Origin of the sequence: Mycobacterium leprae TN, from assembly GCF_000195855.1 — a bacterium.
Classification (GTDB): Bacteria; Actinomycetota; Actinomycetes; order Mycobacteriales; family Mycobacteriaceae; genus Mycobacterium; species Mycobacterium leprae.
Genome location: NC_002677.1, coordinates 711,033 through 736,472, shown reverse-complemented (window position 1 = coordinate 736,472; position 25,440 = coordinate 711,033). Strand labels below are relative to the sequence as shown.

25 protein-coding genes and 3 pseudogenes are annotated in these 25,440 nt (G+C 58.4%); 10 read left to right on the top strand and 18 right to left on the bottom strand.

Annotation, left to right across the window (positions count from 1 at the left end; genetic code table 11):
- The first annotated feature begins 58 nt into the window (after positions 1-58).
- Positions 59-319 carry a 30S ribosomal protein S20 gene (gene rpsT / locus ML_RS03045; RefSeq protein WP_010907833.1) on the top strand — a complete coding sequence of 87 codons (261 nt, stop codon included), beginning with the start codon at positions 59-61 and terminating at the stop codon, positions 317-319.
- Positions 320-355: 36 nt separating this feature from the next.
- Here rpsT and holA read toward each other — a convergent pair whose 3' ends face one another.
- The 6 genes from holA to ML_RS03020 form a co-directional block, all read right to left on the bottom strand.
- On the bottom strand, positions 356-1,525 hold the full coding sequence (holA, locus tag ML_RS03040) for a DNA polymerase III subunit delta (RefSeq protein WP_269147059.1): 1,170 nt from the start codon (positions 1,523-1,525) through the stop codon (positions 356-358).
- Positions 1,526-1,567: 42 nt separating this feature from the next.
- The gene (locus ML_RS17245; protein WP_197492472.1) at positions 1,568-1,807 is read right to left on the bottom strand and encodes a hypothetical protein; all 240 of its coding nucleotides are present in this window, start codon (positions 1,805-1,807) and stop codon (positions 1,568-1,570) included.
- A 43-nt stretch (positions 1,808-1,850) separates the two neighbouring features.
- A complete protein-coding gene (locus ML_RS17240) occupies positions 1,851-2,084 on the bottom strand; it encodes a ComEC/Rec2 family competence protein (RefSeq protein WP_049769670.1) in 234 nt (77 codons plus the stop codon).
- Positions 2,085-2,645: 561 nt separating this feature from the next.
- A complete protein-coding gene (locus tag ML_RS18605; RefSeq protein WP_156517073.1) occupies positions 2,646-2,786 on the bottom strand; it encodes a hypothetical protein in 141 nt (46 codons plus the stop codon).
- Between the two features lie 12 nt (positions 2,787-2,798).
- On the bottom strand, positions 2,799-3,092 hold the full coding sequence (locus ML_RS18600) for a hypothetical protein (protein ID WP_156511799.1): 294 nt from the start codon (positions 3,090-3,092) through the stop codon (positions 2,799-2,801).
- A 236-nt stretch (positions 3,093-3,328) separates the two neighbouring features.
- Positions 3,329-3,499, bottom strand: a complete 171-nt coding sequence (locus ML_RS03020; RefSeq protein WP_197492459.1) for a hypothetical protein — start codon at positions 3,497-3,499, stop codon at positions 3,329-3,331.
- Positions 3,500-4,802: 1,303 nt separating this feature from the next.
- Between ML_RS03020 and ML_RS03010 the strand changes: the two are divergent.
- Together ML_RS03010 and ML_RS18595 are read left to right on the top strand one after the other, a co-directional pair.
- Positions 4,803-5,903, top strand: a pseudogene (locus tag ML_RS03010) (acyl-CoA dehydrogenase family protein).
- 3,573 nt (positions 5,904-9,476) lie between these two features.
- Positions 9,477-9,740 carry a hypothetical protein gene (locus tag ML_RS18595; protein ID WP_111480980.1) on the top strand — a complete coding sequence of 88 codons (264 nt, stop codon included), beginning with the start codon at positions 9,477-9,479 and terminating at the stop codon, positions 9,738-9,740.
- Here the strand turns inward: ML_RS18595 and ML_RS18590 are convergent.
- Positions 9,724-10,104 (bottom strand): P-loop NTPase family protein, encoded by a 381-nt coding sequence (locus ML_RS18590; RefSeq protein WP_111480979.1) that lies wholly within the window; start codon positions 10,102-10,104, stop codon positions 9,724-9,726. The genes ML_RS18595 and ML_RS18590 overlap by 17 nt on opposite strands.
- 188 nt (positions 10,105-10,292) lie before the next feature.
- On the opposite strand from ML_RS18590, the gene ML_RS18585 reads away from it, so the two are divergent.
- Both ML_RS18585 and ML_RS18580 read left to right on the top strand, forming a co-directional pair.
- Positions 10,293-10,415, top strand: coding sequence for a hypothetical protein (locus ML_RS18585; RefSeq protein ID WP_414085515.1), 123 nt, complete (start codon positions 10,293-10,295; stop codon positions 10,413-10,415).
- Positions 10,416-10,850: 435 nt separating this feature from the next.
- Positions 10,851-10,958: pseudogene (locus ML_RS18580) on the top strand (hypothetical protein); the annotation flags it as partial.
- Positions 10,959-11,146: 188 nt separating this feature from the next.
- Here ML_RS18580 and ML_RS02995 read toward each other — a convergent pair.
- From ML_RS02995 to ML_RS02960, 7 genes and pseudogenes are all read right to left on the bottom strand, one after another.
- Positions 11,147-11,494 carry a metal-sulfur cluster assembly factor gene (locus ML_RS02995; RefSeq protein ID WP_010907831.1) on the bottom strand — a complete coding sequence of 116 codons (348 nt, stop codon included), beginning with the start codon at positions 11,492-11,494 and terminating at the stop codon, positions 11,147-11,149.
- Positions 11,469-11,966 carry a Fe-S cluster assembly sulfur transfer protein SufU gene (sufU, locus tag ML_RS02990; RefSeq protein ID WP_010907830.1) on the bottom strand — a complete coding sequence of 166 codons (498 nt, stop codon included), beginning with the start codon at positions 11,964-11,966 and terminating at the stop codon, positions 11,469-11,471. The genes ML_RS02995 and sufU overlap by 26 nt, the downstream gene beginning before the upstream one ends.
- Complete coding sequence (locus tag ML_RS02985; RefSeq protein WP_010907829.1) at positions 11,963-13,219, bottom strand: cysteine desulfurase; 1,257 nt, start codon at positions 13,217-13,219, stop codon at positions 11,963-11,965. Before ML_RS02985 ends, sufU begins: the two co-directional genes overlap by 4 nt.
- Positions 13,220-13,221: 2 nt before the next feature.
- On the bottom strand, positions 13,222-14,004 hold the full coding sequence (sufC, locus tag ML_RS02980; protein WP_010907828.1) for a Fe-S cluster assembly ATPase SufC: 783 nt from the start codon (positions 14,002-14,004) through the stop codon (positions 13,222-13,224).
- Positions 14,001-15,179 (bottom strand): Fe-S cluster assembly protein SufD, encoded by a 1,179-nt coding sequence (sufD, locus tag ML_RS02975; RefSeq protein ID WP_010907827.1) that lies wholly within the window; start codon positions 15,177-15,179, stop codon positions 14,001-14,003. The genes sufC and sufD overlap by 4 nt, the downstream gene beginning before the upstream one ends.
- Positions 15,176-17,785 carry an intein-containing Fe-S cluster assembly protein SufB gene (gene sufB / locus ML_RS02970; RefSeq protein WP_010907826.1) on the bottom strand — a complete coding sequence of 870 codons (2,610 nt, stop codon included), beginning with the start codon at positions 17,783-17,785 and terminating at the stop codon, positions 15,176-15,178. Before sufB ends, sufD begins: the two co-directional genes overlap by 4 nt.
- Positions 17,782-18,601 (bottom strand): annotated as a pseudogene (locus tag ML_RS02960) (helix-turn-helix transcriptional regulator). The gene sufB and the pseudogene ML_RS02960 overlap by 4 nt, the downstream one beginning before the upstream one ends.
- 115 nt (positions 18,602-18,716) lie before the next feature.
- Here ML_RS02960 and mptB point away from each other — a divergent pair.
- The 3 genes from mptB to ML_RS02945 all read left to right on the top strand — a co-directional run bounded on the left by mptB (position 18,717) and on the right by ML_RS02945 (position 22,239).
- Entirely contained in the window at positions 18,717-20,498 is a 1,782-nt protein-coding gene (mptB, locus tag ML_RS02955; protein ID WP_010907824.1) for a polyprenol phosphomannose-dependent alpha 1,6 mannosyltransferase MptB, read from the top strand.
- Positions 20,495-21,442, top strand: coding sequence for an ABC transporter ATP-binding protein (locus tag ML_RS02950; RefSeq protein ID WP_010907823.1), 948 nt, complete (start codon positions 20,495-20,497; stop codon positions 21,440-21,442). Before mptB ends, ML_RS02950 begins: the two co-directional genes overlap by 4 nt.
- A gap of 86 nt (positions 21,443-21,528) precedes the next feature.
- Positions 21,529-22,239 carry an ABC transporter permease gene (locus ML_RS02945; protein WP_231846707.1) on the top strand — a complete coding sequence of 237 codons (711 nt, stop codon included), beginning with the start codon at positions 21,529-21,531 and terminating at the stop codon, positions 22,237-22,239.
- A 133-nt stretch (positions 22,240-22,372) separates the two neighbouring features.
- Here ML_RS02945 and ML_RS02940 read toward each other — a convergent pair whose 3' ends face one another.
- A complete protein-coding gene (locus ML_RS02940; RefSeq protein WP_231846706.1) occupies positions 22,373-22,612 on the bottom strand; it encodes a PPW family C-terminal domain-containing PPE protein in 240 nt (79 codons plus the stop codon).
- A gap of 239 nt (positions 22,613-22,851) precedes the next feature.
- Between ML_RS02940 and ML_RS02935 the strand changes: the two genes are divergently transcribed.
- Positions 22,852-23,805 (top strand): COX15/CtaA family protein, encoded by a 954-nt coding sequence (locus ML_RS02935; RefSeq protein WP_414085514.1) that lies wholly within the window; start codon positions 22,852-22,854, stop codon positions 23,803-23,805.
- Positions 23,806-23,880: 75 nt separating this feature from the next.
- Here the strand turns inward: ML_RS02935 and ML_RS15140 are convergent, their stop codons facing one another.
- From ML_RS15140 to ML_RS15130, 3 genes are all read right to left on the bottom strand, one after another.
- Positions 23,881-24,018, bottom strand: a complete 138-nt coding sequence (locus ML_RS15140) for a hypothetical protein (protein WP_231846705.1) — start codon at positions 24,016-24,018, stop codon at positions 23,881-23,883.
- Between the two features lie 75 nt (positions 24,019-24,093).
- Positions 24,094-24,459 carry a hypothetical protein gene (locus ML_RS15135; RefSeq protein ID WP_231846704.1) on the bottom strand — a complete coding sequence of 122 codons (366 nt, stop codon included), beginning with the start codon at positions 24,457-24,459 and terminating at the stop codon, positions 24,094-24,096.
- Positions 24,434-24,571: a hypothetical protein gene (locus tag ML_RS15130; protein ID WP_231846703.1), complete on the bottom strand. Its 138-nt coding sequence runs from the start codon at positions 24,569-24,571 to the stop codon at positions 24,434-24,436. Before ML_RS15130 ends, ML_RS15135 begins: the two co-directional genes overlap by 26 nt.
- A 520-nt stretch (positions 24,572-25,091) precedes the next feature.
- Here ML_RS15130 and ML_RS15125 point away from each other — a divergent pair.
- Complete coding sequence (locus ML_RS15125) at positions 25,092-25,427, top strand: MDR/zinc-dependent alcohol dehydrogenase-like family protein (protein WP_231846702.1); 336 nt, start codon at positions 25,092-25,094, stop codon at positions 25,425-25,427.
- Positions 25,428-25,440 lie beyond the last annotated feature (13 nt).

The following is a 25,440-nucleotide window of genomic DNA, read 5'->3' as shown; positions in this document are numbered from 1 at the left end:
GTTTGTCGCCGTAGAGTAGAAGAGCACTCGCGCCTAAATCGACAAAGGAATTTAACGCGTGACCAACATCAAGTCGCAGCAGAAGCGCAACCGCACCAACGAGCGCGCCAGATTGCGCAACAAGTCGGTGAAGTCTTCGCTTCGTACCGCTGTCCGCGCGTTCCGCGAGGCGGTCCATGCCGGCGAGAAGGAGAAGGCAGCGAAGCTGCTGGTGTCGACCAGCCGCAAATTGGACAAGGCGGCCAGCAAAGGTGTGATCCACAAGAACCAGGCGGCTAACAAGAAGTCGGCACTGGCTCGTACTCTCAACAAACTCTGAGCCAAGCTAAGGCCGCAGCTGACGATTATCTGCAACTCATCGGCTCCCATCGGCGGCCAGCTCAGCAACTTTCCTGACCGCGGATTCCAGAGCGTAGTAGGCGTCCGCGGCGGCCCCTTTCACGTCGGCGTTGAGCGCAGCCACCACTCTCATCGCGGCTGCCACTGTGTCACGCGACCAACGCCGAGCCTGTTGTTGTGCCTTCTGCACCCGCCAGGGCGGCATTCCCAACCGCGACGCCAGGCGGTAGGAATCACCGGACAGCGGCCCAACCCGGCCGATCGTGTGCACTGCTTCGGCCAGCGCATCAGCCAACACCACCAGTGGCTCGCCGCGCATCATCGCCCACCGCAACGCCTCCACTGCTCCTGAGACATCGCCACCGACCGCCTTGTCGGCAATGTCAAAGCCCTTCACTTCCGCTTTGCCGCTGTGATAACGCTGAACCGCGTCGGCGTCGACATCACCGGCGGTGTCGGCTACCAATTGCGAACAGGCCGAAGCGAGTTCGCGCACGTCAGAACCAACAGCGTTCAGCAGGGCGGTCACTGCCCCCTCGTCGACCTTGACCCGCAACGAACGCAATTCTTTTCGAACAAAATCAGTACGCTCGCTAAGCTTAGTGATCCGCGCGCAGGGATGCACCGTAGCACCCAACGACTGCAGCTCGTTAGCCAGCGCTTTGGCTCGACCACCACCTGAATGCACCACCACCAGCACCGTGCCTTGCGGTATGTCAGCGGCAGCCGACACGATCAGCGCAGCGGCCTCCTTACCCGCTTCAGCGGCGGCCTCTAGCACGACAATCCGCTCGTCGGCGAACAATGACGGGCTCAGCAGTTCGGTGAGCTCATAGGTGCCGACGTCACCGGCTCGCATTCGGCTAACGGGGACGTCCTGGGTGCCTGCCCGCTGCCGCGCCGACCGCAACACCTCCCCCACGGCCCGCTCAACCAGCAGTTCCTCATTTCCTAGGACCAAGTGCAGCGACGAAAACTTATTACTCACTCCGTAGATGGTGGCACGACGAGCCGACGAGCCCGCGATAAGCCCGCCGGTCAGGAACCCTGACAACCAATCAGGCAAGCACGCAACGGCGACCATCAGTGCTGAAATCATCGCCACCCGAAAGCACCGCCACAGGACCAACACCAGCAGCAGCACGCCGAGGGCACTAGCCGGACCGGGAACGATTGCCGCAGGCACACAGGCCGCATAACACAGCCACCACGGTAATCGGTGCTATTATCACAGCCACCACCGCGAGATTGGCGGCAGCGGTAACAAGGCTGAACCGGGCCAAGACGCCAGCACCAGTGGAGCGGTAACCACGTACGTGGCCCACACGACGGCCAGGGCATCGGTTAGCGACTCGGGGCACCTCCGCGCGACCAAGTGCCGTAACCAGACTTGCGCGATGACTACCAGTAGGGCCTTGGCCAGCACGGACAGCCCGAAGTTCACGTCAACGGCCAGGTGAAGGAACAACGGCTAACAAGACCAACGCAGTGGCGAACAGCGTGGGAATCGTTTATCGCCAAAGCGAAGACAGTATGCCGTGACAACACGATGGCGCCGCACGCAGCACGCTGGCTGTGGGCTGTTCGATGATCACAAAGGCCAACAGTGCCACTGCCACGAACACCACGGCCACGCGCGGGCCAATCAGCCGGACCGAGAACAGCACCGCCGCGCACACGACCGTCACGTTGTCCCCGGATACCGCCGTCAAGTGCGTAATGCCTGTAGCGTTAAGGACCGCCACCGTCAGATCAGATCATAGCTGGCCAGGCGGGTGCTACTCGCAGCGAACCACACCGGCTGGCCAACCATCACTGTGTTGGTTTCGAGGGCGGTTTGCGAGCCGAAAGTCCGATGTCCGGCGCGAAAGCCACTTACCTGGCCCGACATCTCTTCGGCGCGAAGCCTATAGGGTCGCGCGAAACATGAGCCGGTGCTGACCACCTGGGCCCACCGACACCGCACTTTCCTTGGGGATGACCATCACCGAAGCGTGTTCCGAAAACTGCGATAATCGGGTGCTGACTCACCGTGTTTGCACGCAATGCGGTCGTTAGCCCACACTCCACACCAACCATACCGATCGCCACCAGGCCGGTGCTGATTAGCCGAAGCCACGCGGTTAAGTTTAGTAGATCAGCCATAGCATACCAACAGCAGTCACGACCCACCTGGTGAAAGCTGTCGGAACCAGGAGCACATCAACCGGAGCCACCGCGGATTCCACGGGGCCGAGGTGGCACACAGGCGTCAAACACGGACCAGAGCACATAGGCCCTCCTCTAGCCGCGCCGAACCGACGCCATCAACACCGACGAGCTGGTAAACAAACGCAAATGAACTTGCCGTTGGCCTGCCGCCAGGCCACAATCACTACGACGGAGACCAGTCCTACCCCGAACCGAGCGTCCAGCTGCTGCACGGTCGCGGTATTGTGGTCAAGCATCTCATTCGCCTTCTACATGACCGATCCCGATGACAGCCCTGATTCCAGTGGCGTGGCTGAGCCCGAGATCATCAAGCTGCTTAGCACTCTCGGCTGCCCGAAGAGAGACCAACCCAACAACGATCTGCCCTCCGTCGCCCAGCGAACGAGCCATGTGCAACCCGATGGTGTCCGCACCGCCCACAGACTCTGCCCCGCATCGACGATCCACACGTCAGGCACCAGCATGACTAGCCCAGAGGTATGCACCAGACCAACCACGCTGAACCACCACCGGCCGATCAGGACCAGCTGGCTGTCCGGCACCCGTACGTGTGAACGCTCTAGGGGTTACCGACACAACCTTTTCTACCGGGGAGCTTCGCTGACATCACCGATGCAAGCCGGTCCAGCATCGAGGTGAACACAGTGATCAACACCGCGAGGGCACCACCACCGCTAATGCGATGGCGCCAGCACGTCTGGAATCGGCGCGGACTGTGGCCCTGGCTATCCAGCCCGTGCCATTGGATGCGTCGGGAACCCGGCGGGGAAGCAAGGAATTAGGGAGTGTCAGCGTCTTCGATCGCATCAGCGTTAGCGAGCAAATCGGTATGCGAAACAGCCACCAACCACCAATGCAGTTGCTGAGTGGGGAAATTCTGTTCGCATGAGCCGACAGTAAGCGGGGTGGCGACAATACTGATCGCGACCAACACTGCCGCGGCTCGCACCTGTAGATTAACCAAGGCTATATGTACAGATTGAGCACGAAATGAGTCAAGATGAAGTTCGGGGTGAACGACTAAGTGCCGAACGCACTACTGTCTTCGATCGGAAATGTTTCAAGACACCGTGAGGTTGCCATGAAACTGGCATTGACCACTAATCAAGCCACTTTGCGTGGCCAGCTCATCACATTTCTACACCTACGCAGATCCCTGACGGGATCCACGCGCTGATGCGCCAGGGCTCCGCGACGAGCCACAACCAGATCGTCACCAGCCAGAAGATTCTCAACGATCACGAGTTCACAGTACCGAATTGGTCGGTTAAGTGGGGCAGCAAGAACTGAACACCCACCCAGCACCAGATCTGGACCTGACGAGATGCAGTTGGCATGTGCCCAGCACCACGGAACTTCAACACCAAGATGGTTGGCCCGGTGATCGCCGAATTCGGATCCCAGAAACTCAAACAGCGCTTTCTGCCGCTGACCGTCAGCATCGATATCTGGTGATACCAGGAGTGCCGGAGCCTGAAGTCGACTCCAACCTTGCCTCACTGCGCACAACCGTGGTGGGCGACGGCAGCAGCTACGTCGTCAATGGACAAAAGACGTGGACAACACTCAGCCTAGTACGCGGACTAGATCTTCTGCACGATGCGTACCGACTCGCAAGTACTCAAATGTTATTCTAACATCTCATTTTTTACTCATAAACATAGCCACACCAAGCATGATCTTTCCGGCCGGTCAAGACGATCGATGAGGGCCACGAAGTCAACAAGGTGTTTTCTCCGACGTTCGAGTACCGGATTAGCTTGTTGGACAATAGAACCAAGGCTAGGTTTACGCAAAATTCCTGCTCAGTAATAAGCGCATCGACATAGCCGCTGTTAGCAGGATCAAAGTGCACTTCGCCGAGATGAAAAGCACGCCAAACAGACCGATTTGTTGGGAGATCCGTTGTTCACGGCGCGAGTAGCTAAGTAGGAAAATACTGTTCCGGCTCTGGAAATCCCTAAAGCACAGGTGGTCTCAGACCTCTGCGGACGGCAAGCCTAACCCGGCGTCATCGGTACTCGAGCTGCGCGACAGCCAAGTGCAACAAGTGACGACCGAACTCCTGGTCTAGGTGGCCGGACCCTATGCATTGTAGACCGACTGCGGCCAAAATATCGCCTCCCTCGACTGGGAGAGCAGTCCAACGCCTCGCGCTATACTCAACTACTGGAAGACATCGATCTACGGCGACAGCAACGAAGTACAGCGCAATGTCATCGCGTCAAACATTCTCGGATTGCAAAGAATCCATGGACTTTCAATTGAACAACGAACAGCTTCTGCTCATCAAGACCACCCGTGATCTACTTTCGTGCAACTATGATCTTAGAGCTGCAACAAAGTTATCGATACCGAGCTTAGTTGGAGCCGTGATGTCCGGAATCAGCTCGCCCGAGGTCGGTATACCCCGGCTAGGGCTTCTACCAATCTTAGGAAGGCCAGATCGAAATCATGGTTATGCTCACTGACATCGGGCTGTGGTTGGCGCCCGAACCGTTGGTGCATACCGCACACTAGCACCTGGAGCACTGATCGCCGAACTTGGCAATGACCCACAGCGGCAACTGCTGAACGAGGTCGCGGCGAGCCAAAAACTACTTGCGTTCACTCACCTTGAGACCGATTACCGAAAGTCTACCGATAATGCCGCTATTCATGTTGTACAGCAATGTTATTCATAGAAATTGAGCGGTGAAGAACCCGATCTTGACCCATGACTGCACCGACAAGCTGGTGGCCAGCGCCGCGTTGCCAGACAGCAGCACCGGGTTGTTCCTAATCAGCGTTAGTACCGTAAGTAGACATTCCTAGCAAACGTTCGACAGTCAGCGCGGCGATCAGATCCAACTAGAATCCACCTCAACCTAGCCTCTCGGCCAACACCGCTCAGGTGCAAGACTCCTCTCCTGCCATACACGACGCCATAATCCGTATCCAGTCGTCGCTATGCGCCGAAACTATCGGTGCGATGGAGGAAGTTGCTTTGTCTGACCACCTATTCCCTTAAGACTCGCAAGCAATTCGGCATAAAATTCAATAAGTTCCAGACACGCCTCCAGCGTACTTCGGACATGTACATTTCGCTGGCATTGGCCCACAGCATGAACCTCTACGCTGCGATGTCGATCGCCGACAGCACCCGCGACCCAGTCATCGCATCACGTACGAAGCTGTAGATCGTCTGGTAGAGCTAGCATATCGCACAGAAGGCGATCCAGTTGCGGAGACATCCGTATGACCACGAAAATATCCTGTTGTCTACTACGCAGCCTGGCTTACCACGATTGAGCACACATTGGGTTCCTCGCAGGATCATCTCTATAGTTCTTATTGACCACATTGCGCAGTAGGACTTGGCCAGGCTCTGAAACAGTTTCTTTCATAAGATCCTTGGGGGCTAAGGCGAACAGTCAGCGGAGCCCATGCCGGGTAGCACCCGCGAGTACCGACGTGGTGTAAGGACCGTTATCGACCTCCCCGCCAAATTCTTCAGCCCATGTCAGGCTTCTCGCAACAGGGCACACGATCGAAAAACAACTAGGAAAACCAGTGTAGGTCGGCATCACCGCTCACACATTGAAATCTGTCAACGTCACTGAAATTGACTCAGCAAACAACGTTAGACCATTAACCAGGCCATCGACTACACACCGTTTCACCAACTAAGCCTTCATATCACGACCATCACCCAGATATGACAAAACGTTGCGCGAGTCTATTACCCGACATGCCGTCCCCGCTGGAACGACTCGCGATCCACAGCGATCAGATCAAGGTCCCCGCGCTGTCACGGTTGCCGAGCACGGCACGTCATGCAGCAAGACGATCTCGTCGAACCTAAACATCAAGCCCCAACGTGGCCAATCAGCGGCCATTAACGGTGTCGTCGGCCACGCCCGCAGCGATCATGTAGAACCGATCACCGGGTCTCCCCGGCGAGGCTTCGCAGGTTGGCCGTGGCGGGCACCATCGCTTCAGCAGCGACGGCAACACTGCACTAACGTCGGTGCCGGTGGAACATACGCTACAGCGCCGACTAACCCCACACAGGCAGCCAACGCCAAGCCAGCCGCGGGCACAACAACCTCCCCGATCGCCATCAGCGTAACCACCAAATCTAATTATTAAGTGGCCCGGCCAAGGACACGTGCCAAACGGCGTAACTCGACAATGGATAGCAGCGCAAGCCCACCTTACCAGGCCCACCGGCACCGAAGAGTGTCATGACTATCGTGACACCCTCTGCCCGAGCCTCAACCCATGGGCCACCGAAGCGCTCGCAACGTACCAAACACCAAGCACTGTAATGTTGACGACTAACAGTGGGGTGACAGCAGTGGCCGAGAAGTTGCGAGGGTCGCATGGACCCCGCCTCCGACCGTGTTCAGGTCGGCTCGCGCCGATCAGCCACGAGTCCGCGACGCTGGTCCGTTACTCGGCCCAGGATCCGTCATAAACGAGTGGAACCACAATCAGCAGCGCCGCACCAGCCCCAAGGCGCAGGCGACCGCCGACAGGACAAAGTCCAGTATATGCCCACCAGTTTTAGCGTCAGACCCACCAACGCCGGCCCGACCAGCACCGCCCGACACTCACCAAAGAACTGGCTGCAGCGTTGACCTCTACCTCGGCCACGGTGTCGGCCCCAATCGCACGACAAGCGAATCGATCGCCAATATGACTCCAAACGGCGGTACGCTCAGTACCGTGATGAGAGTTGCCACCATAACCGCAAGCGTGCACCAATCCCGATCGCCAAAATGCAGCTGGAGCAGTTGAGCTGGTTGGACCAGTGACGGCGGATACGCTCGCAACTATCCAACCGTCAGGTCCCAGTTAGTCCGATACTGGTGATGAAGACACCAGCACGTTAGCGTCCGCCCCCATCTAGATTTAACCTATATCCCCGCTAGTACTTGAACCGGGCTCCAGTCTAAGTCTGTGACGTTGGAGTGGTTGGCCTACGCGGAAAAGACGGATCTGCAAGATTGTTGAATTGTACTTTGTGTGCATGTTCTGTTGTGGGGGTGGAGTAAAGGGTGGCGGTGTGTTGCAGTGTTGTGAGTTGATGTGATCGATCGTTAACCGTTCGTTTGGGTTGGGTGGGGGCGGGGATCGTGCGTGAGATCACCAGCAAGGGTGGGGCCCGCGTGTTTGCGGGTTGCTTTGGGGGTTGCACTGATTCGACACCAACTATGCTGGCTAAGACGCTCAATCGGGTTACTGAGCTTGTATTGCTTAGCTATGCAGTGAGCAGTGGGCCAGTGGCTTTAAAGGCCGGCAAGGTGAGCGTTGTGGGCAGCTGCGTACGGAGATAGACATGTGTGCTGGCCAAGAAGTACAGTCCCGAACAAATTGTGGGGGTGTTGGCCCAAAACCTATCCCGACCGGCCCGAAAGATGCAGGTGTCCTATAAAACACTTTACAAGGCGTTCTACATGTAAGGACGCAGGGAACTATGTTGAATTGTTTCTTGGTTTCGCTGGAGGCTTTTTGTACAGGGAGAGGGTAAGTATGGATGGCATCACAGTGGAAGTACTCGCGGGAGTTGTGGGAGCGGCAACGAGGATAGCGGGAGAAGTCAGGTGGGCTCCGGTGGTAGCCAGAGGCGCGATTAGGCCGAGCGTGAGCGTGAAGTGCAAGAATTGAAGCTTGTCAACGAGATTCTGCGAATAGCGAACGCGTTTTTCACCGCGGCGGAAGTCGATCGCCGACTGCGGTGATCCTTTCGCGCGCAATTCTTTGCAGAGTACATCAATGTCCACCGCGAAGAATGCGGGTCGATCCAATCTGTCATGTACATGTTTGAGCAGGCTGACGTGCAGGTCCCCCCGTCTACCTACTACACCGTCAAGCAGCAGGGTTTTGTGCGGGCAGCCGATCTTACCGACACGTACGACGGCAAGATCCTGTTTGATCTGTGGATGGCTAACCTACCGATCTTACTGTGTGCACAGGCTTTAGCCCGCCACTACACACGCAGGTCACAGTTGAGGTCCAGACAGGGCGACACGGCTGATGTGTATCGCCGGTATTGACGATGTAGGCTGCAATAAGTGCAGCATTCGTACGACTGAGTACGACAAGTCTTCGCCGCCGCAGCATCCCGACCGGCTCGATCGTTCCTGCTCAATGCTGTCATTACCCGGATCAGTGGCAGGTAAGGGATTGCACATATGTGTGGACGCTGCAAAGGGTGTGCCATACCACGTTTTGTGTGGACGTGTTCTCCCACCCCATCCTGGGCTGGCAGGTGATGACCAGCAAGACCGCGGGTGCTTGGTCACATCGGTGCTTGAGCAGACGCTACTCACCCCCTATTGCACATAGCTCCATTCTCTATAACCGATTTGATTCATCACTTGGACGCGGGATCAATATACGTCGATCGCGTTCACCGAGGCGCTGCACGAGGCCGGTATCGCCGGATCCATCAGCAGTGTCGGCGACGCTTTGGACAACGTGTTTATGGATTCTGCTATAGGGACGGTACAAATCTGAATTAATCGACCAACATGCGACCTTCACCGGTCGCGTCGAACTGGAACGGGAAACCACCTCCTGGGTGCACTAGTACAACACGATCGAGACTCCACCTCATCAATATCAATCCAATACCGACCACCAGTCGCATACGAACAGCGCTACCAGCAGACAGCCACCCCGACCGAAGTGACATGAACCAATAATCTCCGACAGCTCCAGAACAGTTCAAGATGCTGAGACGAGCGGGGCAGGACATACCTTTGGTAATCACGGCACCCAAACTGTCGACACCAGCGTAAAAAGAGACGCTATCGACCTTGGTCGCTATGAGTGTGTGACCGCGGTCATGGCCAGGTTACGGTTGCATACTTTTCCAAGTCGGACACACACCAAGGAGTGACTATCGGTACTGGAGGGAACTGCATTGAGCCACTACTTTGCTAAAGTCCGTGATCTCGCGTTCAACCTGTTTCGAGGTCCTTTATCTAGCAGCCGTCCTCGGCACTAGACGTTACGACGATATCGACGTTGACACAGTGCGAACAATATTGACCGAAGCCGCTCGCTTGGCGGAAGAACTGGTTGCTGAGTCTTTTGGCTACGCAGAACGCAACCCACCGGTGTTCGACCCCGCGATCCACACCATCAGCATGCTCGCCGAATTGGTCAAGTCGGTCCAAGCCATCAAAGAAGCTGAGTAGGCCTCCTGGGTCTGACCGAGGAGATCGGTGGCAGGGCCACACAGCCGCCGTTGACCTGGGTTGCCAACGCAATGATCTTCTGCGCTAATCCCTCAGCGTACTCTTCAATTTGGTCCCGGTGATGGCCAAGGCGCTCTACATCGAAGGCAACAAACAAGCAGCGACGGGGGTGTCTAGCGCTAATGGCCTGACGAGCCCGGCCTAGGCCAAGGCCGTCGAATAACCCGACGACACCTGGCACATCGAGGAGGTCAAGCGATTCGTCTCTGGAGGAGACGGCGCCAGTACCGCCGAACATCTTCCATTTAGTGCCTGCCTGGCTCGAGGACGTTAGTCCGGGTACTAAAGGGGTAAGCTTGTTCATATATCCCCAAAAACCTTTTAGATCCCGAAGCCTTCGAATTCGGTCCCTACAACGGCGTTTTTGTTATCGTGCGATATGGCTTAAGTCCTCCCCCACGTACGAGCTGCTTTCGGCGCCACTGACGTACCCGCCGTTGGCTATCTGACCGGTGGCGTGCACAACGGGATCGCACAGATAGTCGCCAATCATTGAAGTACACTCGCATGACGATCGGCGTTAAGTCGACCGGCATGCTGTCCACCGGCTACCTGAACCCGCTTGTCTACGCGCAGAAACAAGTCCAAGGCGCAGATTTGACCCAAATGACCTAATAAGACCACACCACAGGTCACGATCATGCACCACCCTGATGTGTGCCGCAGTCTTATGCCCAAGAAGGCCTACGTCGAGGACATACGGGCCTTAATCTTTATGCCACAGCACACCAGGGTGTCTATGATAGTACAACAAGTTTTGTGCGCAGATCCCAACGGGGTACACCACCGTGACCACGGTCAAGCATTACAACACATAACAGCTCGGACCAGTCACACCATCGAAAACTGCAATAAATCAATGAAAACCGATGCCAAGCTGCTTGTGACTGCGCTCGACGACATCACGGCGATGACGGGTGCGCTGACCAGAATACCTCATGTCCACCGCGCAACACCTCACCTATATTCACGAGGTGGGGCTCGAATCAGTGCGTTACCTGCCGGCCGCCGACGATCTGTTGATCGAATGACGATTACTGGTACAAGTCTATAATTGCACGCACCACACTAGCCAACATCGCGACACGCAAAGACACAAAAACTGATTCAGCGTTCTATCAATGCAAAATCACGGCCGCAACGTTCCTCGCCAAGGACATGTTGCCGAGATTGACCGCACTGCGCGGCATCATCGAATCCATCGATGATGAGATCATGCTCGTCTCCGACGAAAACGTTCTGACCGATCACGCACAACTTATATACACCCCACTTGTAGTGGCACTCGCCGATCCTGAAGTCACCGGGAACCCGCAGGGAAGGAAGAAGGTTGATACCTTTAGTTTTCAGACGGTAAAGCCGAGAGCGCGCAGTTGTTCACGCCCGTCATCGCTGATTTTGTCCGGGCCCCACGGCGGGTTCCAAACCCAATTGATCCGCAGGTCGCTGACCAGACCACTGCCGACCAACGCGCTGCGTGACTGCTCTTCGATAACGTCGTTCAGTGGACAGGCTGCCGACGTCAACGTCATGTCAACCAAGGCGATCATTCCTTCTTTGCCCTCTTCAAGACCCAAGCCATAGACCAGTCCGAGATCGACGACGTTGATCCCCAATTCTGGGTCGACGACGTCACGCATAGCCTCTTCAACGTCGGCAAGCAACTCGTCACCCGACGCGGTGATTTTGCTCATCCATGACCTCCTCGAGGACTTTATCTGCCGAATTAGCATGTATCAAAGCATCTTTGCAAGCCATCCAGCCAAGTAACGCGCATTTGACACGGGCCGGGTACTTGGCTACTCCGGCGAACGCTACCCCATCACCCAGGACGTCCTCGTCACCCTCAATCGTTCCGCGCGAGGACACCATCTCGGTGAACGCGGAGATGATGTTCAGTGCGTCAGGAACACTCTGACCGATCACCTGCTGAGCAAGCACCGAGATCGACGCCTGGCTGATCGAACAACCTTGTCCTTCATACGAAATATCTGCGACACTAGCACCGTTGTCGGATAATGCCACGCGCAAGGTGATCTCGTCACCGCAGATCGGGTTGACGTGGTACACTTGAGCACAGAACGGCTCACGTAGCCCGCGATGCTGGGGGTGTTTATAGTGATCGAGGATCACTTCCTGATAGATCTGTTCTAGACGCAATATCATTCTCTCCCAAAGAAATCCAAAGCTCGTAACACACCTGCCACCAAGCGGTCGACTTCATCGACGGTGTTGTACACGGCAAACGACGCCCGCGCAGTGGCCGCTAAAGCAAACCGGCGATGCAGCGGCAACGCACAGTGGTGCCCGACCCGCACGGCGACGCCGTCGTCGTCTAACACCTGACCGATATCGTGCGCGTGCACGCCGTCGACGACGAACGACACTGGCGAGCCGCGGTTCTCCATCGACTTCGGCCCGATTATGCGTACACCATCGATTCTGGACAGACCCTCAACCGCCGCTGCTACCAACTCGCGTTCGTGGGCTTCGACGGCTTTCATCCCGATGGCGTCGAGATAGCGTGCGGCTGCGGCTAATCCAACCACCTGGGAAGTCATCGGGGTACCGGCTTCAAACCGCTGCGGCGCCGGAGCATACGTCGTACTTTCCATAGTAACCGTCTCGATCATCGAACCGCCGGTAAGAAATGGAGGCATCACCGATAACAGCTCACGCCGCGCATATAGAACACCTATCCCGTTGGGGCCCAACATTTTATGTCCGGAGAACGCTGCGAAGTCAACACCCAAACCATGCAAATCGACCGGCTGGTGCGGCACCGACTGACAGGCGTCCAGAACTGTTAGTGCACCCACCTCCTTGGCTCTCGCTACCAGCTCACGCACAGGAGCCACCGCACCAGTCACATTGGAGTGATGGCTGAAAGCGACGACCTTGACGCGCTCGTCGAGCTGTAGCGAGTCCAAGTCGATTTGCCCGTCGTCGGTGACTCCGTACCAGCGTAACGTCGCACCAATACGCCGGGCTAGCTCCTGCCATGGAATCAGGTTAGCGTGGTGCTCGAGCTCGGTAGTGACAATAACATCACCACCGTCACCGGACGTACCCTCGAACCGATTGTCGCCGAAGACATATGACACTAAATTGAGCGACTCGGTAGCGTTCTTAGTGAAGACCAATTCGTCGGCGGCAGCACCGATAAATGCCGCTATGTCGACGCGCCCCCGCTCGTAGGCGTCAGTGGCCTCTTCCATCAATTGGTGCGCACCACGATGCACCGCACCGTTGGACGTAACAAGAAACTCCCGCTCAGCGTCGAGTACCTGAACCGGGCGCTGCGACGTCGCCCCAGAATCCAGATATGCTAACTGGTTTCCACCCCGCATGACGCGCTTTAGGATCGGAAAATCCGCACGAATCGCCGAGAGATCCAATGGGGTCAGCGAGATAGTCATACTTAGACTCCGGTTGCCGCCGGTTGGGAGAAACGTACGTAGCCGTTCTGCTCAAGTTCGTCGGCCAGCTCCGAGCCACCAGATTCGACGATCCGGCCGCCGACAAACACGTGTACGAATTCCGGACGAATGTAGCGCAGGATGCGCGTATAGTGGGTGATCAACAAAATGCCGCCGTGCTCCGAATCAGCGTAGCGGTTCACCCCATCGCTAACCACACGCAACGCGTCGACATCCAACCCGGAATCGGTCTCGTCTAAGATGGCGATTTTAGGCTTGAGCAGTTCCAGTTGCAGGATCTCATGGCGCTTCTTTTCGCCACCGGAGAAGCCCTCGTTGACACTGCGTTCGGCGAAAACCGGATCGATCTCCAGCGCACCCATCGCGGCTTTCACCTCTTTGACCCAGTGCCGTAGTTTAGGCGGTTCGCCGCGAATGACGGTCGCGGCCGAGCGCAGAAAGTTCGACACCGATACTCCAGGAACCTCAACGGGATACTGCATGGCTAGAAACAACCCGGCTCGCGCGCGCTCGTCAACGCTCATCGTTAGCACGTCCGCGCCGTCTAGTGTGATGGCACCCGAGATAACCCGGTACTTGGGATGGCCCATGATAGCATAAGACAACGTGGACTTGCCGGATCCGTTGGGGCCCATCAACGCATGCGTTTCCCCAGATTTCACGGTCAGGTCGACGCCATTGAGGATGGGGATCTGGCACTCGGATTCAGCGGCGTTGGGATGCTCAACGCTTACGTACAAGTCTTTGACTATCAAAGTCGTCATGAGGCTGTTGATCTCGATTCCGTGATGGTCAGTTCGTGTTCGATAGCTGCGATCAGCCGCTCCCGCACCTGGGGCACCGCGATCTTGGAGATAATTTCGCCGAAAAAGCCGCGGACCAGCAGCCGGCGGGCTTGCTCTTCACCAATGCCACGGGAACGCAGATAAAACAGCTGTTCATCGTCAAAACGTCCGGTAGCGCTGGCATGTCCGGCACCAACAATTTCATCAGTCTCAATCTCCAAGTTGGGCACCGAGTCGGCACGCACACCGTTGGTGAGCACCAGATTACGGTTCACCTCGAAGGTGTCGGTGCCAGTCGCCTCGGGGTGAATCAACACGTCCCCGACCCAAACGGTATGAGCATCTGGCCGTGACGAGACCGGATCTCCTTGCAGTGCACCTTTGTACAGCACATTCGATTTGCAGTCGGGATGAGCGTGATCGACCAGCAGCCGGGACTCGAGGTGCTGCCCGTCGTCGGCGAAGTACAAACCCAGCAGCTCGGCATCGCCACCGGGCCCGGAGAACCGTACATTGGCCGACACCCGGACGACCTCGCCACCCAGTGTGACAGTGATATGCCGCAGCACCGCATCTTTGCCCAGCAGGGCATGATGTGCGCTGAGATGAACCATATCGTCGGCCCAGTCAGCAATCCACACCACGGTGAGCCGTGCGGCGGCCTCGACAATGAACTCGACGTTGTCGGCGTAAGTTCCACTCCCCCGGTGGTCAATGACCACGACAGCTTCGCCAAATTTGCAGACCCTGATCTGTAGATGACCGTACACCACTGCGCCTTTGTCGGGCCCGGTTACGGCGATGTTGATCGGGGTAGCGATCTGCATATCCCGCCCGACAGTGACCACCGTCGCGGACTGGAACGACGAAAATGCCTGGGCTGCAACACGATCAGTGGGGATGCCGCCCTGCCCCAGCCGTCCGTCGCCACGGCCCACGATCTCGGTCTGCACACCAGACTGCTGGCTGACTCTAATATGCACCTTGCCATTGGCCACGGCCGAGCCGTCGTGTAGGCCGCGCAACCTCCGCAGCGGCGTAAACCGCCAAATCTCGTCACGGCCACCGGGCACTTCGAAAGCGTCGACATCAAACGACGCGAACAACCTCCCCTTATTCAATGCTGTAAGTGAAGATCCTTCAACAGCGGTCATCCGACCGCACCCTCCATCTGCAATTCGATCAATCGGTTGAGTTCCAGCGCGTACTCCATCGGTAGCTCCTTGGCTATCGGCTCGACGAAGCCGCGCACCACCATCGCCATTGCCTCATCCTCGGCCAACCCACGGCTCATCAAGTAGAACAACTGGTTCTCGCTGACCTTCGAGACGGTGGCCTCATGGCCCATCGTGACGTCGTCTTCGCGGATATCGACGTACGGATACGTGTCACTGCGGCTGATCGTATCAACCAGCAGCGCATCGCATTTTACGCTGGAGCGCGACCCGTGTGCACCTTTATTAACCTGCACCAGACCACGGTAGGAGGTGCGGCCCCCACCTCGGGCCACCGACTTGGACACAATATTACTCGACGTGTTCGACGCCAGGTGCAGCATCTTGGCCCCGGTATCCTGGTGCTGGCCTTCACCAGCGAACGCCACTGACAACACCTCACCTTTGGCGTGTTCACCGGTCATCCAAACCGCCGGGTACTTCATGGTGACCTTAGACCCGATGTTGCCGTCGATCCACTCCATGGTGGCACCCGTTTCAACACGGGCGCGCTTGGTGACTAAGTTGTAGACGTTGTTCGACCAGTTCTGGATGGTCGTATAGCGAACGCGAGCATGCGGTTTCACGATGATTTCGACCACCGCGGAGTGCAGCGAGTCCGACTTGTAGATTGGTGCGGTACAACCCTCAACGTAATGCACGTACGAGCCCGTATCGGCGATGATCAACGTCCGCTCGAACTGACCCATGTTCTCGGTATTGATCCGGAAATAGGCTTGCAGCGGGATATCAACGTGCACACCCGGCGGGACATAAATGAAGCTGTTGTGCGCCACGATCCCGTTTGCAACGAAATTCTCCAAACCCACAACCTGGATGTCGTAGGTGGGCTTCTCGCCCACCAGCGTCTTACTCTTCAAACGTGCGAAGCCGACGGTATCGGTGGACAATGACGAGAAATTAAGCCCAGCGGCAGCAACATACCGCTGTCTTCTCCCCTTGTTGCTCACCGGTTTCCCTCGCTTGCCAGGTGTACGAGTACCTACTCGGTCGAGACTGCCCTGAATCCGCAACCGCCAACTCGTGCTCGTGACGATGCGACCGTCCCTGCAGGTTGCACTCCGTGTTCGCTCAACGAGCGCCCCGTCGGGGTATAGCCCGCAACCGATAGCAAGTTGCCTGACGTCTTCGAGCAGCTCCCGGCTGGCAAACGCGATCGACATGGTGGCACCACTGCTCTCGGTCCAACCATCAGCATCGACCAGTCCGCCAATAAGCGCGAGCTGGTGCTCATGCGGCAAGCTATAAATCCAGGCAGGCAGCCGCTTGGTTTTCTCGTCTCCGGAAAATCCAAGTTCTGCAAGCCATGTCTCGAAAGCCTTGGAACTCACGATGAATCCACAATTCACCACTGTGACGTTGGCACCGAACTGTTCACTCACCACCCGGATGGCAGTGTGATGCACTGGATCACCTGCAGGGACCGAGAACGCGACTTGCCGCATGTGCTTATGCGGTGCAGCGGTATGACCATCACCTAGCCACAATCCCAAGAGCCAAAGCAGATCAACGCTGTTCTGGCATGGAAAATAGAGACACTGCCGGGTTCGGTTCTTGATGTCCAGTTCCGACTCGGAGAAGAAAATGGTTCCGCTATCGTCGGGCAACACGCGAGCGACCGCGATCGGCTCACCCGACTCAATCTCCTCGAGTGGTGCCCAAACGGCCGTCCACCGTGTGCGCTTACCCTCCTCGACTCTCCTTGCCACTAAGAATTGATGGTTTCCGGTTGCTTCGAGGGCCCGACCTGCAACGTGCATCTCGTATACGGGCTTGGTGCCGCTTGCCACCTTAGCCAACACTTTGCCACGCTCGAGTTCGCATCCAATATTTACACCAAACACTTCATCACCGGGCTGGACATCGGCAATACTCACCAAGCCCTTGCCCTTGACATTAATACGAGCATCGGCGGTTAGACACCCGCCACTCCACACTGCCGTATTCAATGCGGAAAACTTATTATCGCCCGCCGGGATCACAGTGCCTAAGTACTGCTTGAAGATGTCAGGGTATTCCCGCAAACCCGTTTCTGTGTCGAGGAAGACGACACCTTGATCCTTCAAGTCCGCTCTGATTTGGTGGTAAACTACCTCTGACTCGTATTGCGCCGCTACGCCGGCAACGAGACGCTGCTTTTCCGCGTCCGGGATTCCTAGCCGGTCGTAGGTGTTGCGGATGTCTTCTGGCAGCTCATCCCAGCTGGCGGCCTGCTTCTCGGTAGAGCGCACGAAGTACTTGATGTTGTCGAAATCGATCCCATCGAGATTGGAACCCCAGCGCGGCATGGGCTTACGCTCAAAGACACGCAACGCCTTTAGCCTGGCCTGCAGCATCCATTCCGGCTCATCCTTTTTCGCTGATATGTCCCGAACAACATCTTCGGAGAGCCCGCGCCGCGCGCTGGCGCCCGCGACGTCGGAATCCGCCCACCCGTAACCGTATTTACCCAGCGAGTCGATTGCCTGCTGCTGGGTCAACAACTCGGGAGCCGGCGACTTCGTAGTCTCTGACGTGCGTGTCATCTGAGCGCTCCTTTGGTGCTCGTTGTGTGGCGCGGCCTGAGTGCCGCACTGCTAGGTCTTGCTTGGTACCGACATGAGTGGCACGTGGGTAGTACAGGCACAATCTCCGTTGACGATCATCGCCAACCGCTGCACGTGGGTTCCGAGCACCTCGGCAATGGCCTGCTGCTCGGTTTCACACAACTCGGGGAATTCCTCGGCGACATGGGACACTGGACAATGATGCTGGCAGATCTCCACTCCGTGGATCGGTCCGCCCACCCGCGCGGTGGTTGCGACGTAACCGGCGTCACTCAGCGCACTGGCAACCCGGTTGGCGGCTGCCTCAACGTCGGCTCCGCCACCGGCTGGCTCAACATCGGCCAAGATCGCGTCGATACGTTGTCGAGCGAACGTGCGAACAGCGTCCTCCCCGCCGATTTCCCGCAGTTGTCGCATAGCAGCCGACGCCAAGGTGTCGTAAGCATGACCGAGCTTGGCCCGGCCCACCGCGGTCAGCCGATAGTGCTTGGCGGGGCGGCCGCGGCCAACCTGCTGCCAGGGCGCCGCAGTCGCGGACTCAGCGTCGCCCATCTCGATGAGCACATCGAGATGACGTCGCACGCCTGCGGCCGACAGACCCAGACGGTCGCTGATTTCACCGGCGGTGATCGACCCGGACTCCAGCAACAAGCGCACCACCGCGCGGCGAGTGTGACCATCCGACACTGCGACTGTCGTAGCAGCATCCAGCTCCGACCGGATTTTCACAACACCAGTGTGACGCAATTCTGGCGATCGGTCTAGGGAAGGGTACCCTCGGTGAACGTTGAGCACATCACATCCTGAACCTTGCCCCAGCGCCGGCTGGCATGCTGCTAAGCCTGATAACCCCGTCCCGCAACGGCTCGCGTTCCGGGACTCGCCTCGTCGTTAGGGCTACGCTCCTCTGATGGCAGCCCGCCACCACACACTGAGCTCATCCATCGCCAGCTTGCATGGTGATGAGCAGGCAGTGGGCTCACCACTGAACGATGCCGACCGTGGCGCACTACAGCGCACCCGCTTGTTTGGGGCTACCGGCACCATCCTGATGGCGATTGGCGCGCTCGGAGCAGGGGCCAGGCCCGTCATCCAGGACCCCACGTTCGGGGTTCGGCTGCTCAATCTGCCGTCAAGAATCCAGACGGTCTCGTTGACGATGACTACAACCGGGGCGGTCATGATGACGCTGGCCTGGTTGATGCTCGGCCGGTTCGCGCTGGGCAGGAGACAGATGTCGCGCGGCGAGCTGGACCGCACCCTGTTGCTGTGGACGCTGCCGCTATTGATTGCACCACCGATGTACAGCAAGGATGTCTACTCCTACCTCGCGCAAAGCCAGATCTCCCTACAGGGACTCGACCCTTACCGGGTAGGTCCGGCGTCCGCACTGGGACTAGGCCAGGTGTTCACGCTTTCGGTACCCAGCCTATGGCGGGAAACACCCGCACCCTACGGCCCACTGTTTTTGTGGATCGGGCGCGGAATCTCAGCACTGACCGGAGACAACATCGTCGCCGCGGTACTCTGCCACCGGTTGATGATGTTAATCGGCGTCGGCCTGGTCGTGTGGGCAACCCCGCAACTGGCCCGACGCTGCGGCGTGGTCGAGGTTAGCGCGTTATGGCTAGGTGCAGCCAACCCACTGCTAATCATGCATCTAGTCGCCGGCATCCACAACGAGGCACCGATGCTAGGGCTTATGCTCACAGGGGCCGAATTCGCTCTGCGTGGCATTGACTTCTCGTCCACAACACGAGTGATACCCACCTCCTGGCGCGGTGGAGGTACCGGCAGGCAACACAGCGGCACGCTTACAAGCCAGGCAATCCGGTTCGGCTCGAATTGGGAGCCGCTGGGCATGTTGCTGGCCGGTTCGATCCTGATCGTACTGTCTTCACAAGTGAAGCTGCCGTCGCTGCTGGCACTGGGATTCGTCGCGATGGCGCTAGCCTGCCGACTTGGCAGTACCCCGCAAGCACTGCTAATGGTCAGCTTGTGGATGGCAGGATTGTCTCTGGCAGTGATGGGCATCGTTGGCTGGGCCAGTGGACTCGGGTTTGGCTGGATCTACACGTTGGGCACCGCAAACGTAGTACGCAGCTGGATGTCACCGCCGACGCTACTAGCTCTCGGTACCGGGCACGTGGGTATTCTGCTGGGTCTGGGGGATCACACCACTGCAGTGCTGTCGTTGACCCGCGGCATCGGCGTACTGATCATCATGGTCATGGCCTGTTGGTTGTTGCTAGCTGTGTTCCGCGGTCGGCTACACCCGATCGGCGGCCTCGGCGTCGCGCTGGGCGTCACGGTGTTGCTGTTTCCCGTCGTGCAACCCTGGTATCTGCTGTGGGCCATCATTCCGCTAGCCGCCTGGGCGACCCGCACCGGCTTCCGAGTGGCTGCAATCACCGTCACCATCGTCGTGGGCGTCTTCGGCCCTACGGCCAACGGTGATCGTTTCGCGCTGTTCCAAATTGTGGATGCCACCGTGGCCAGCACCATCATCGTGTTGGTGCTCATTGCACTAACCTACACCCGCTTGCCATGGCGACCACTCCAGATGGTCCCAGCCAAGAGGAGCGAACTGGATCAACAACTGGTGAGGGTTGTTGCACCGGACCCGGAGACCTCGCAGAACTCCGCGTCTCCTGCGACCCGGCTGCCGACCGCCTACGCTAACTTAACATGAGCTCGGCCTGCACAGTCCCCGAAACTCCCGAAGTCGTCATCCGGCTACGCGGGGTATGCAAGCACTACGGGTCCATATTGGCTGTATCGAACCTCGATCTGGACATCCATTCCGCCGAGGTACTGGCCCTGCTGGGGCCCAACGGCGCCGGCAAGACGACGACGGTTGAGATGTGCGAGGGCTTCGTACGTCCCGATGCCGGCACGATTGAGGTACTCGGCCTGGACCCTATCACCGACAACGCACGTCTGCGCGCCCGTATCGGAGTAATGTTGCAGGGTGGGGGCGGTTACCCAGCAGCACGCGCAGGAGAAATGCTCAACCTGGTGGCCTCATATGCCGCTGACCCGCTGGACCCAGAGTGGCTGCTGGAAACCTTAGGCCTCACCGACGTTGCCCGCACCACCTACCGGCGACTGTCCGGCGGCCAGCAGCAACGGCTTGCCCTGGCCTGCACGTTGGTCGGCCGTCCCGAACTGGTATTCCTGGACGAGCCCACCGCGGGCATGGATACGCACGCCAGGCTGCTGGTGTGGGAGTTGATCGACACGCTGCGCCGAGACGGCGTGACAGTGGTGCTGACCACTCACCAACTGAAAGAGGCTGAGGAACTCGCCGACCGACTGGTCATCATTGACCACGGACGCATGATTGCCGCCGGAACGCCGACCGAATTGATGCACACCGGCGCTAAAGACCAGCTGCGGTTTAGCGCGCCGCCGCGGCTGGACTTGTCACTCTTGGCGTTCGCACTACCGGAGGACTACAAGACCACGGAGCTCACTCCGGGCGAGTACTTGGTCGCAGGCCCCATCGACCCCCAGGTGCTGGCGACCGTCACGGCTTGGTGCGCACAAATCAATGTGCTGACCACCAATATGCGGGTCGAGCAACACAGCCTCGAAGACGTGTTCCTGGATCTCACCGGCAGGAAGTTGCGGTAGTGACGCAAAACAACACACTAAGGAACAGCCCACTATTTCCCGCTGGCACTTTCACTCCAAATCCCCGACCCAACGCCGTGACCCGGATGGTGGCCGCACAGTTTATGCTGGAGCTTAAGCTGCTGCTACGCAACGGCGAGCAATTGCTGCTGACCATGTTCATCCCGATCACCCTGCTGATCGGCCTCACACTGCTGCCACTTGGCTCCTTCGGCCACCATCGCGCCACCACGTTTGTACCGGTCATCATGGCGCTGGCAGTGGTCTCTAGCGCATTCACCGGGCAAGCCATCGCGGTTGCTTTTGATCGTCGCTACGGCGCACTCAAAAGATTCGGAGCCACCCCGCTACCGGTTTGGGGTATCATTGCCGGCAAGTCCCTGGCAGTCGTAACCGTTGTGTTCTTGCAGGCAATCATCTTGGGCGCCATTGGCGTTATGCTGGGTTGGCGGCCGGCGCTGATCTGTTTGGCGCTGGGTGCGGCGATCATCGCGCTGGGCACCGCGGGCTTAGCGGCACTTGGCCTGCTGCTCGGCGGCACCTTGCGGGCCGAGATCGTCCTCGCAGTAGCCAACCTGATGTGGTTCGTGTTCGCCGGACTTGGCGCGCTAACTGTCAAGATGAACATGATCTCGGCGGTGGTTAAGTGGGCAGCCCGCCTAACCCCCTCGGGTGCACTGACAGAGGCGCTGTCGCAGGCGATGACTCTGTCGGTGGACTGGTTCGGGGTCATCATCCTGACGGCATGGGGCACGCTCGCGGCGCTCGCGGCACTTCACTGGTTCCGGTTCACCTGATCCCGATACGACGACCACGACACGGCAGCTACGGAACCGAACATCACCCGCCACCCAGTGACTGGGTCTGACCACGTCATTGGCCACTTAAGTGGTGGGGTAGCCCGTTAACTCACTACGCCAAGCAAACCTACTACCAGGTGCCCGGCAGCATCGCCACCCGCGGACCAGCGCCGAATCCATCACCGCTCAACGTGCACAATCTGGCAGGCTGCACGACCGTCTCCTTGGCAGCCGGTCCCCACAAACCCCAGTGCTCGCACTCCTCGATCAGAGCAGCCACCACCACAAACACATCATTTTGTTGACCCGCCGTCCGCGTGAGCTGGACAGGCCTAGCGGCCAAAAATAGAATGTCAAGGCTGCCAATCACCACTTACTAGCCTAACAGCCAGCCCACTACCGAGCGAGCAACCACCTAACCGGGCTACTTGGTACCCACGGCGTCGCGATACCGCGCTGCGCTTGCTGGAAGTGGCCATCGAACGCCCACTCGCGCCGGATCCACCTGTTGCACCGAAACCGTATTGAACCAGCCCCGGGAATGGTCCTGCCAGGCTGCAGTTACAGCACCCGACTGTACCAATCCCCTACTACCGGGTGTAGTTTTCATTGTCTTACGATCGTGCGGTGCTTGTCGGACGAATTCTGTTGCGACTAGTCGACCTAATACCCGACCCTGGTCTGCGTGTCCAGCGGATCATTGCCGCGACCGTCCTCCTAACCCAGGGCGGTATTACCGTCACCGGCGCGATCGTTCGCGTCACGGCGTCCGGGCTAGGCTGTCCCACCTGGCCACAGTGTTTTCCGGGCAGCTTCACCCCGGTCGCCGTCACCGAGGTACCACGAATCCACCAGGCAGTCGAATTTGGTAACCGGGTAGTCAGCATCGCAGTGGTCATCGCCGCGTTGCTGGCCGTTTTAACCGTTACCCGGGCGCGACGACGCACCGAAGTTCGGGTCTACGCTTGGCTAATGCCGATCTCGACGGTGCTGCAGGCGGTCATCGGCGGCATCACCGTGCTTACCGGGCTGCTGTGGTGGACAGTCGCCATCCATCTACTGACATCGATGATTATGGTGTGGCTGGCGGTGTTGCTCTACGTTAAGGTCGGTGAACCCGATGGTGGAATTGCTTATGAGCGGGTAATCCGGCCGCTGTGCGCACTGACAGCCCTAACCGCAGTAAATCTGGCGGTGGTGCTGGTAACCGGCACGCTGGTGACGGCTGCTGGCCCGCACGCGGGAGACCGCAGTCCCAGCCGCACGGTTCCCCGGCTAAGAGTCGAAATCACCACCCTGGCGCACCTGCATTCGTCGTTGCTGGTCGCCTACTTAGCACTGCTGGTTGGGCTGGGCTTCGGGCTATTGGCGGTCGGTGCCACCCGGGCCATCCTGGTGCGGCTCGCCGTGTTGTTCGCTCTGGTTTGCGCGCAAGCCGCTGTTGGCACCACACAATACTTCACCGGGGTGCCTGCCGCCCTGGTCGCAGTCCATGTAGCTGGTGCTGCGGCGTGTACCGCAGCCACCGCAGCGCTATGGGCCTCAATGCGAACCCGGTCCTAACCCGAGTCGCTCTCACGCTAACTCCACACCCAGCGCAAATTCGCATTGGGCATGGTAGCGGATACCGGCGTCCAATCATCGCCAGTCTAGCGACGGTTCCACCAGCTGCAATTCCAGTAACCGAGACTTCCGGCGACCATCGACCAAGTGGGCGCGCACATACAGCCACTCGCCGACGTCGATGCCCGCCTCGGTTGCCGCAGCCTTTAGCAACGCCGATATCCCAGATTTCGAAATCGGGCTCGGCCTGAACCAGCATGTCCTGCTTGGTAGACGTGCGCTACAGCCTCACCACTGATGAAGATCGGTACCGTTTCTTCGCCCAACCCGCCGTCTGCACGAGAACGGGGTCGGTCCACCCTGGCTCAGTTCAGCCACGTAGGTAGCCACCGCGGACCGATCGTTGCAACACCATGTGCCGGTGCCGACGGTCGGGCTGACGAAGACAGCGCCAGGACCCGGCCACCGGACCTGATCGCCTGGAGCTAACACCTTAGCCGACACCGTCGACCCCCCTCGATTCCCCGGATCCGCCAAGTAACGCCGGTCGACATTCCAGGTGGCGGCGATGGATGGATTCAGCAGATTGGGCACACCAATGGTCCAGGCCAGGTACTCGTCGAGCTGTTCAGCGTAGTCGTAGATAGCCCGCAAGACTACCAGGTCCGCGCTCGCTGCCGAGCTCGGGATCGTCCCAGAGCAACCACTGGGCGTGTAGGCCGTAGCGTCGCAGCAGCCAGAACGAGCCCGGCATCATCGCCGGCACCAGCAACCTGCTGGCGAGAACCCGCCAACACGATGTGGGGATGGAAGAGGTCTGGTCGTGCGATCTTCATGCCCGGGCATGGATAAGCCACATGCATGCAACCGAAATCGTCGAAACTGGCGACCCTGAAGTCCTGCGCTATGTCGACAAGCCGCCGCCCAGCCCACGCAAGGTAAGCTACTGATCACGGCCGAAGGTATTGACATAAACAACTTCATCAACACCTAATTTCCTTCAACGAAAACGTATCCGCCCAGTGCCGTTCATCCTCGGCTCGAAAGTATGCGGTACTGCCGTTGTTGCTGGCGAGGACGTCGACACCAACGGTGTCGACGTAGGAGACCGGGTGGTTAGCGCCACGGCTAACGGAAGCTAGGTTGAATCTTTCTCTTTAACAGCATTTTTGACCGACAAAGTGCCCATGAGGAGTATTTTGAGGCGGCAACGTAGTACTACTAGATGCCCTGGCCGCCCACTCTTTACTGAAGTCGGTGCACCCGGTGCGGAGCTGGTGATATGGATGGGGGGAGCTGATCACCGTCTCGAATGCGGAAAAGCACAATTGTCCAACGGGGCTGACGCCGACAAGGTGCTGTACTGTCCCGAAGCTGCCCAATTCGGCCAGCAAATTCGGGCACTCAACCGAAGGTGCCCCAATGTGGCAGCGTTTTATGCCAGCTTAGAGGTAACCAACTTTGACGCCAACATGGCTGTCCGCGGGACACTGGCACTTTTTCGTGACACAAGCGGAACCGCTGTGCCTGTCGATCCGCAGCACCTCAACGCCGCCGGCTCACTCTACCTCACCCGGCCGACGCTGGCCAATTTAATCCGAACCGGCGAGGAGTTCAGCTGACGGACCCAGTCTA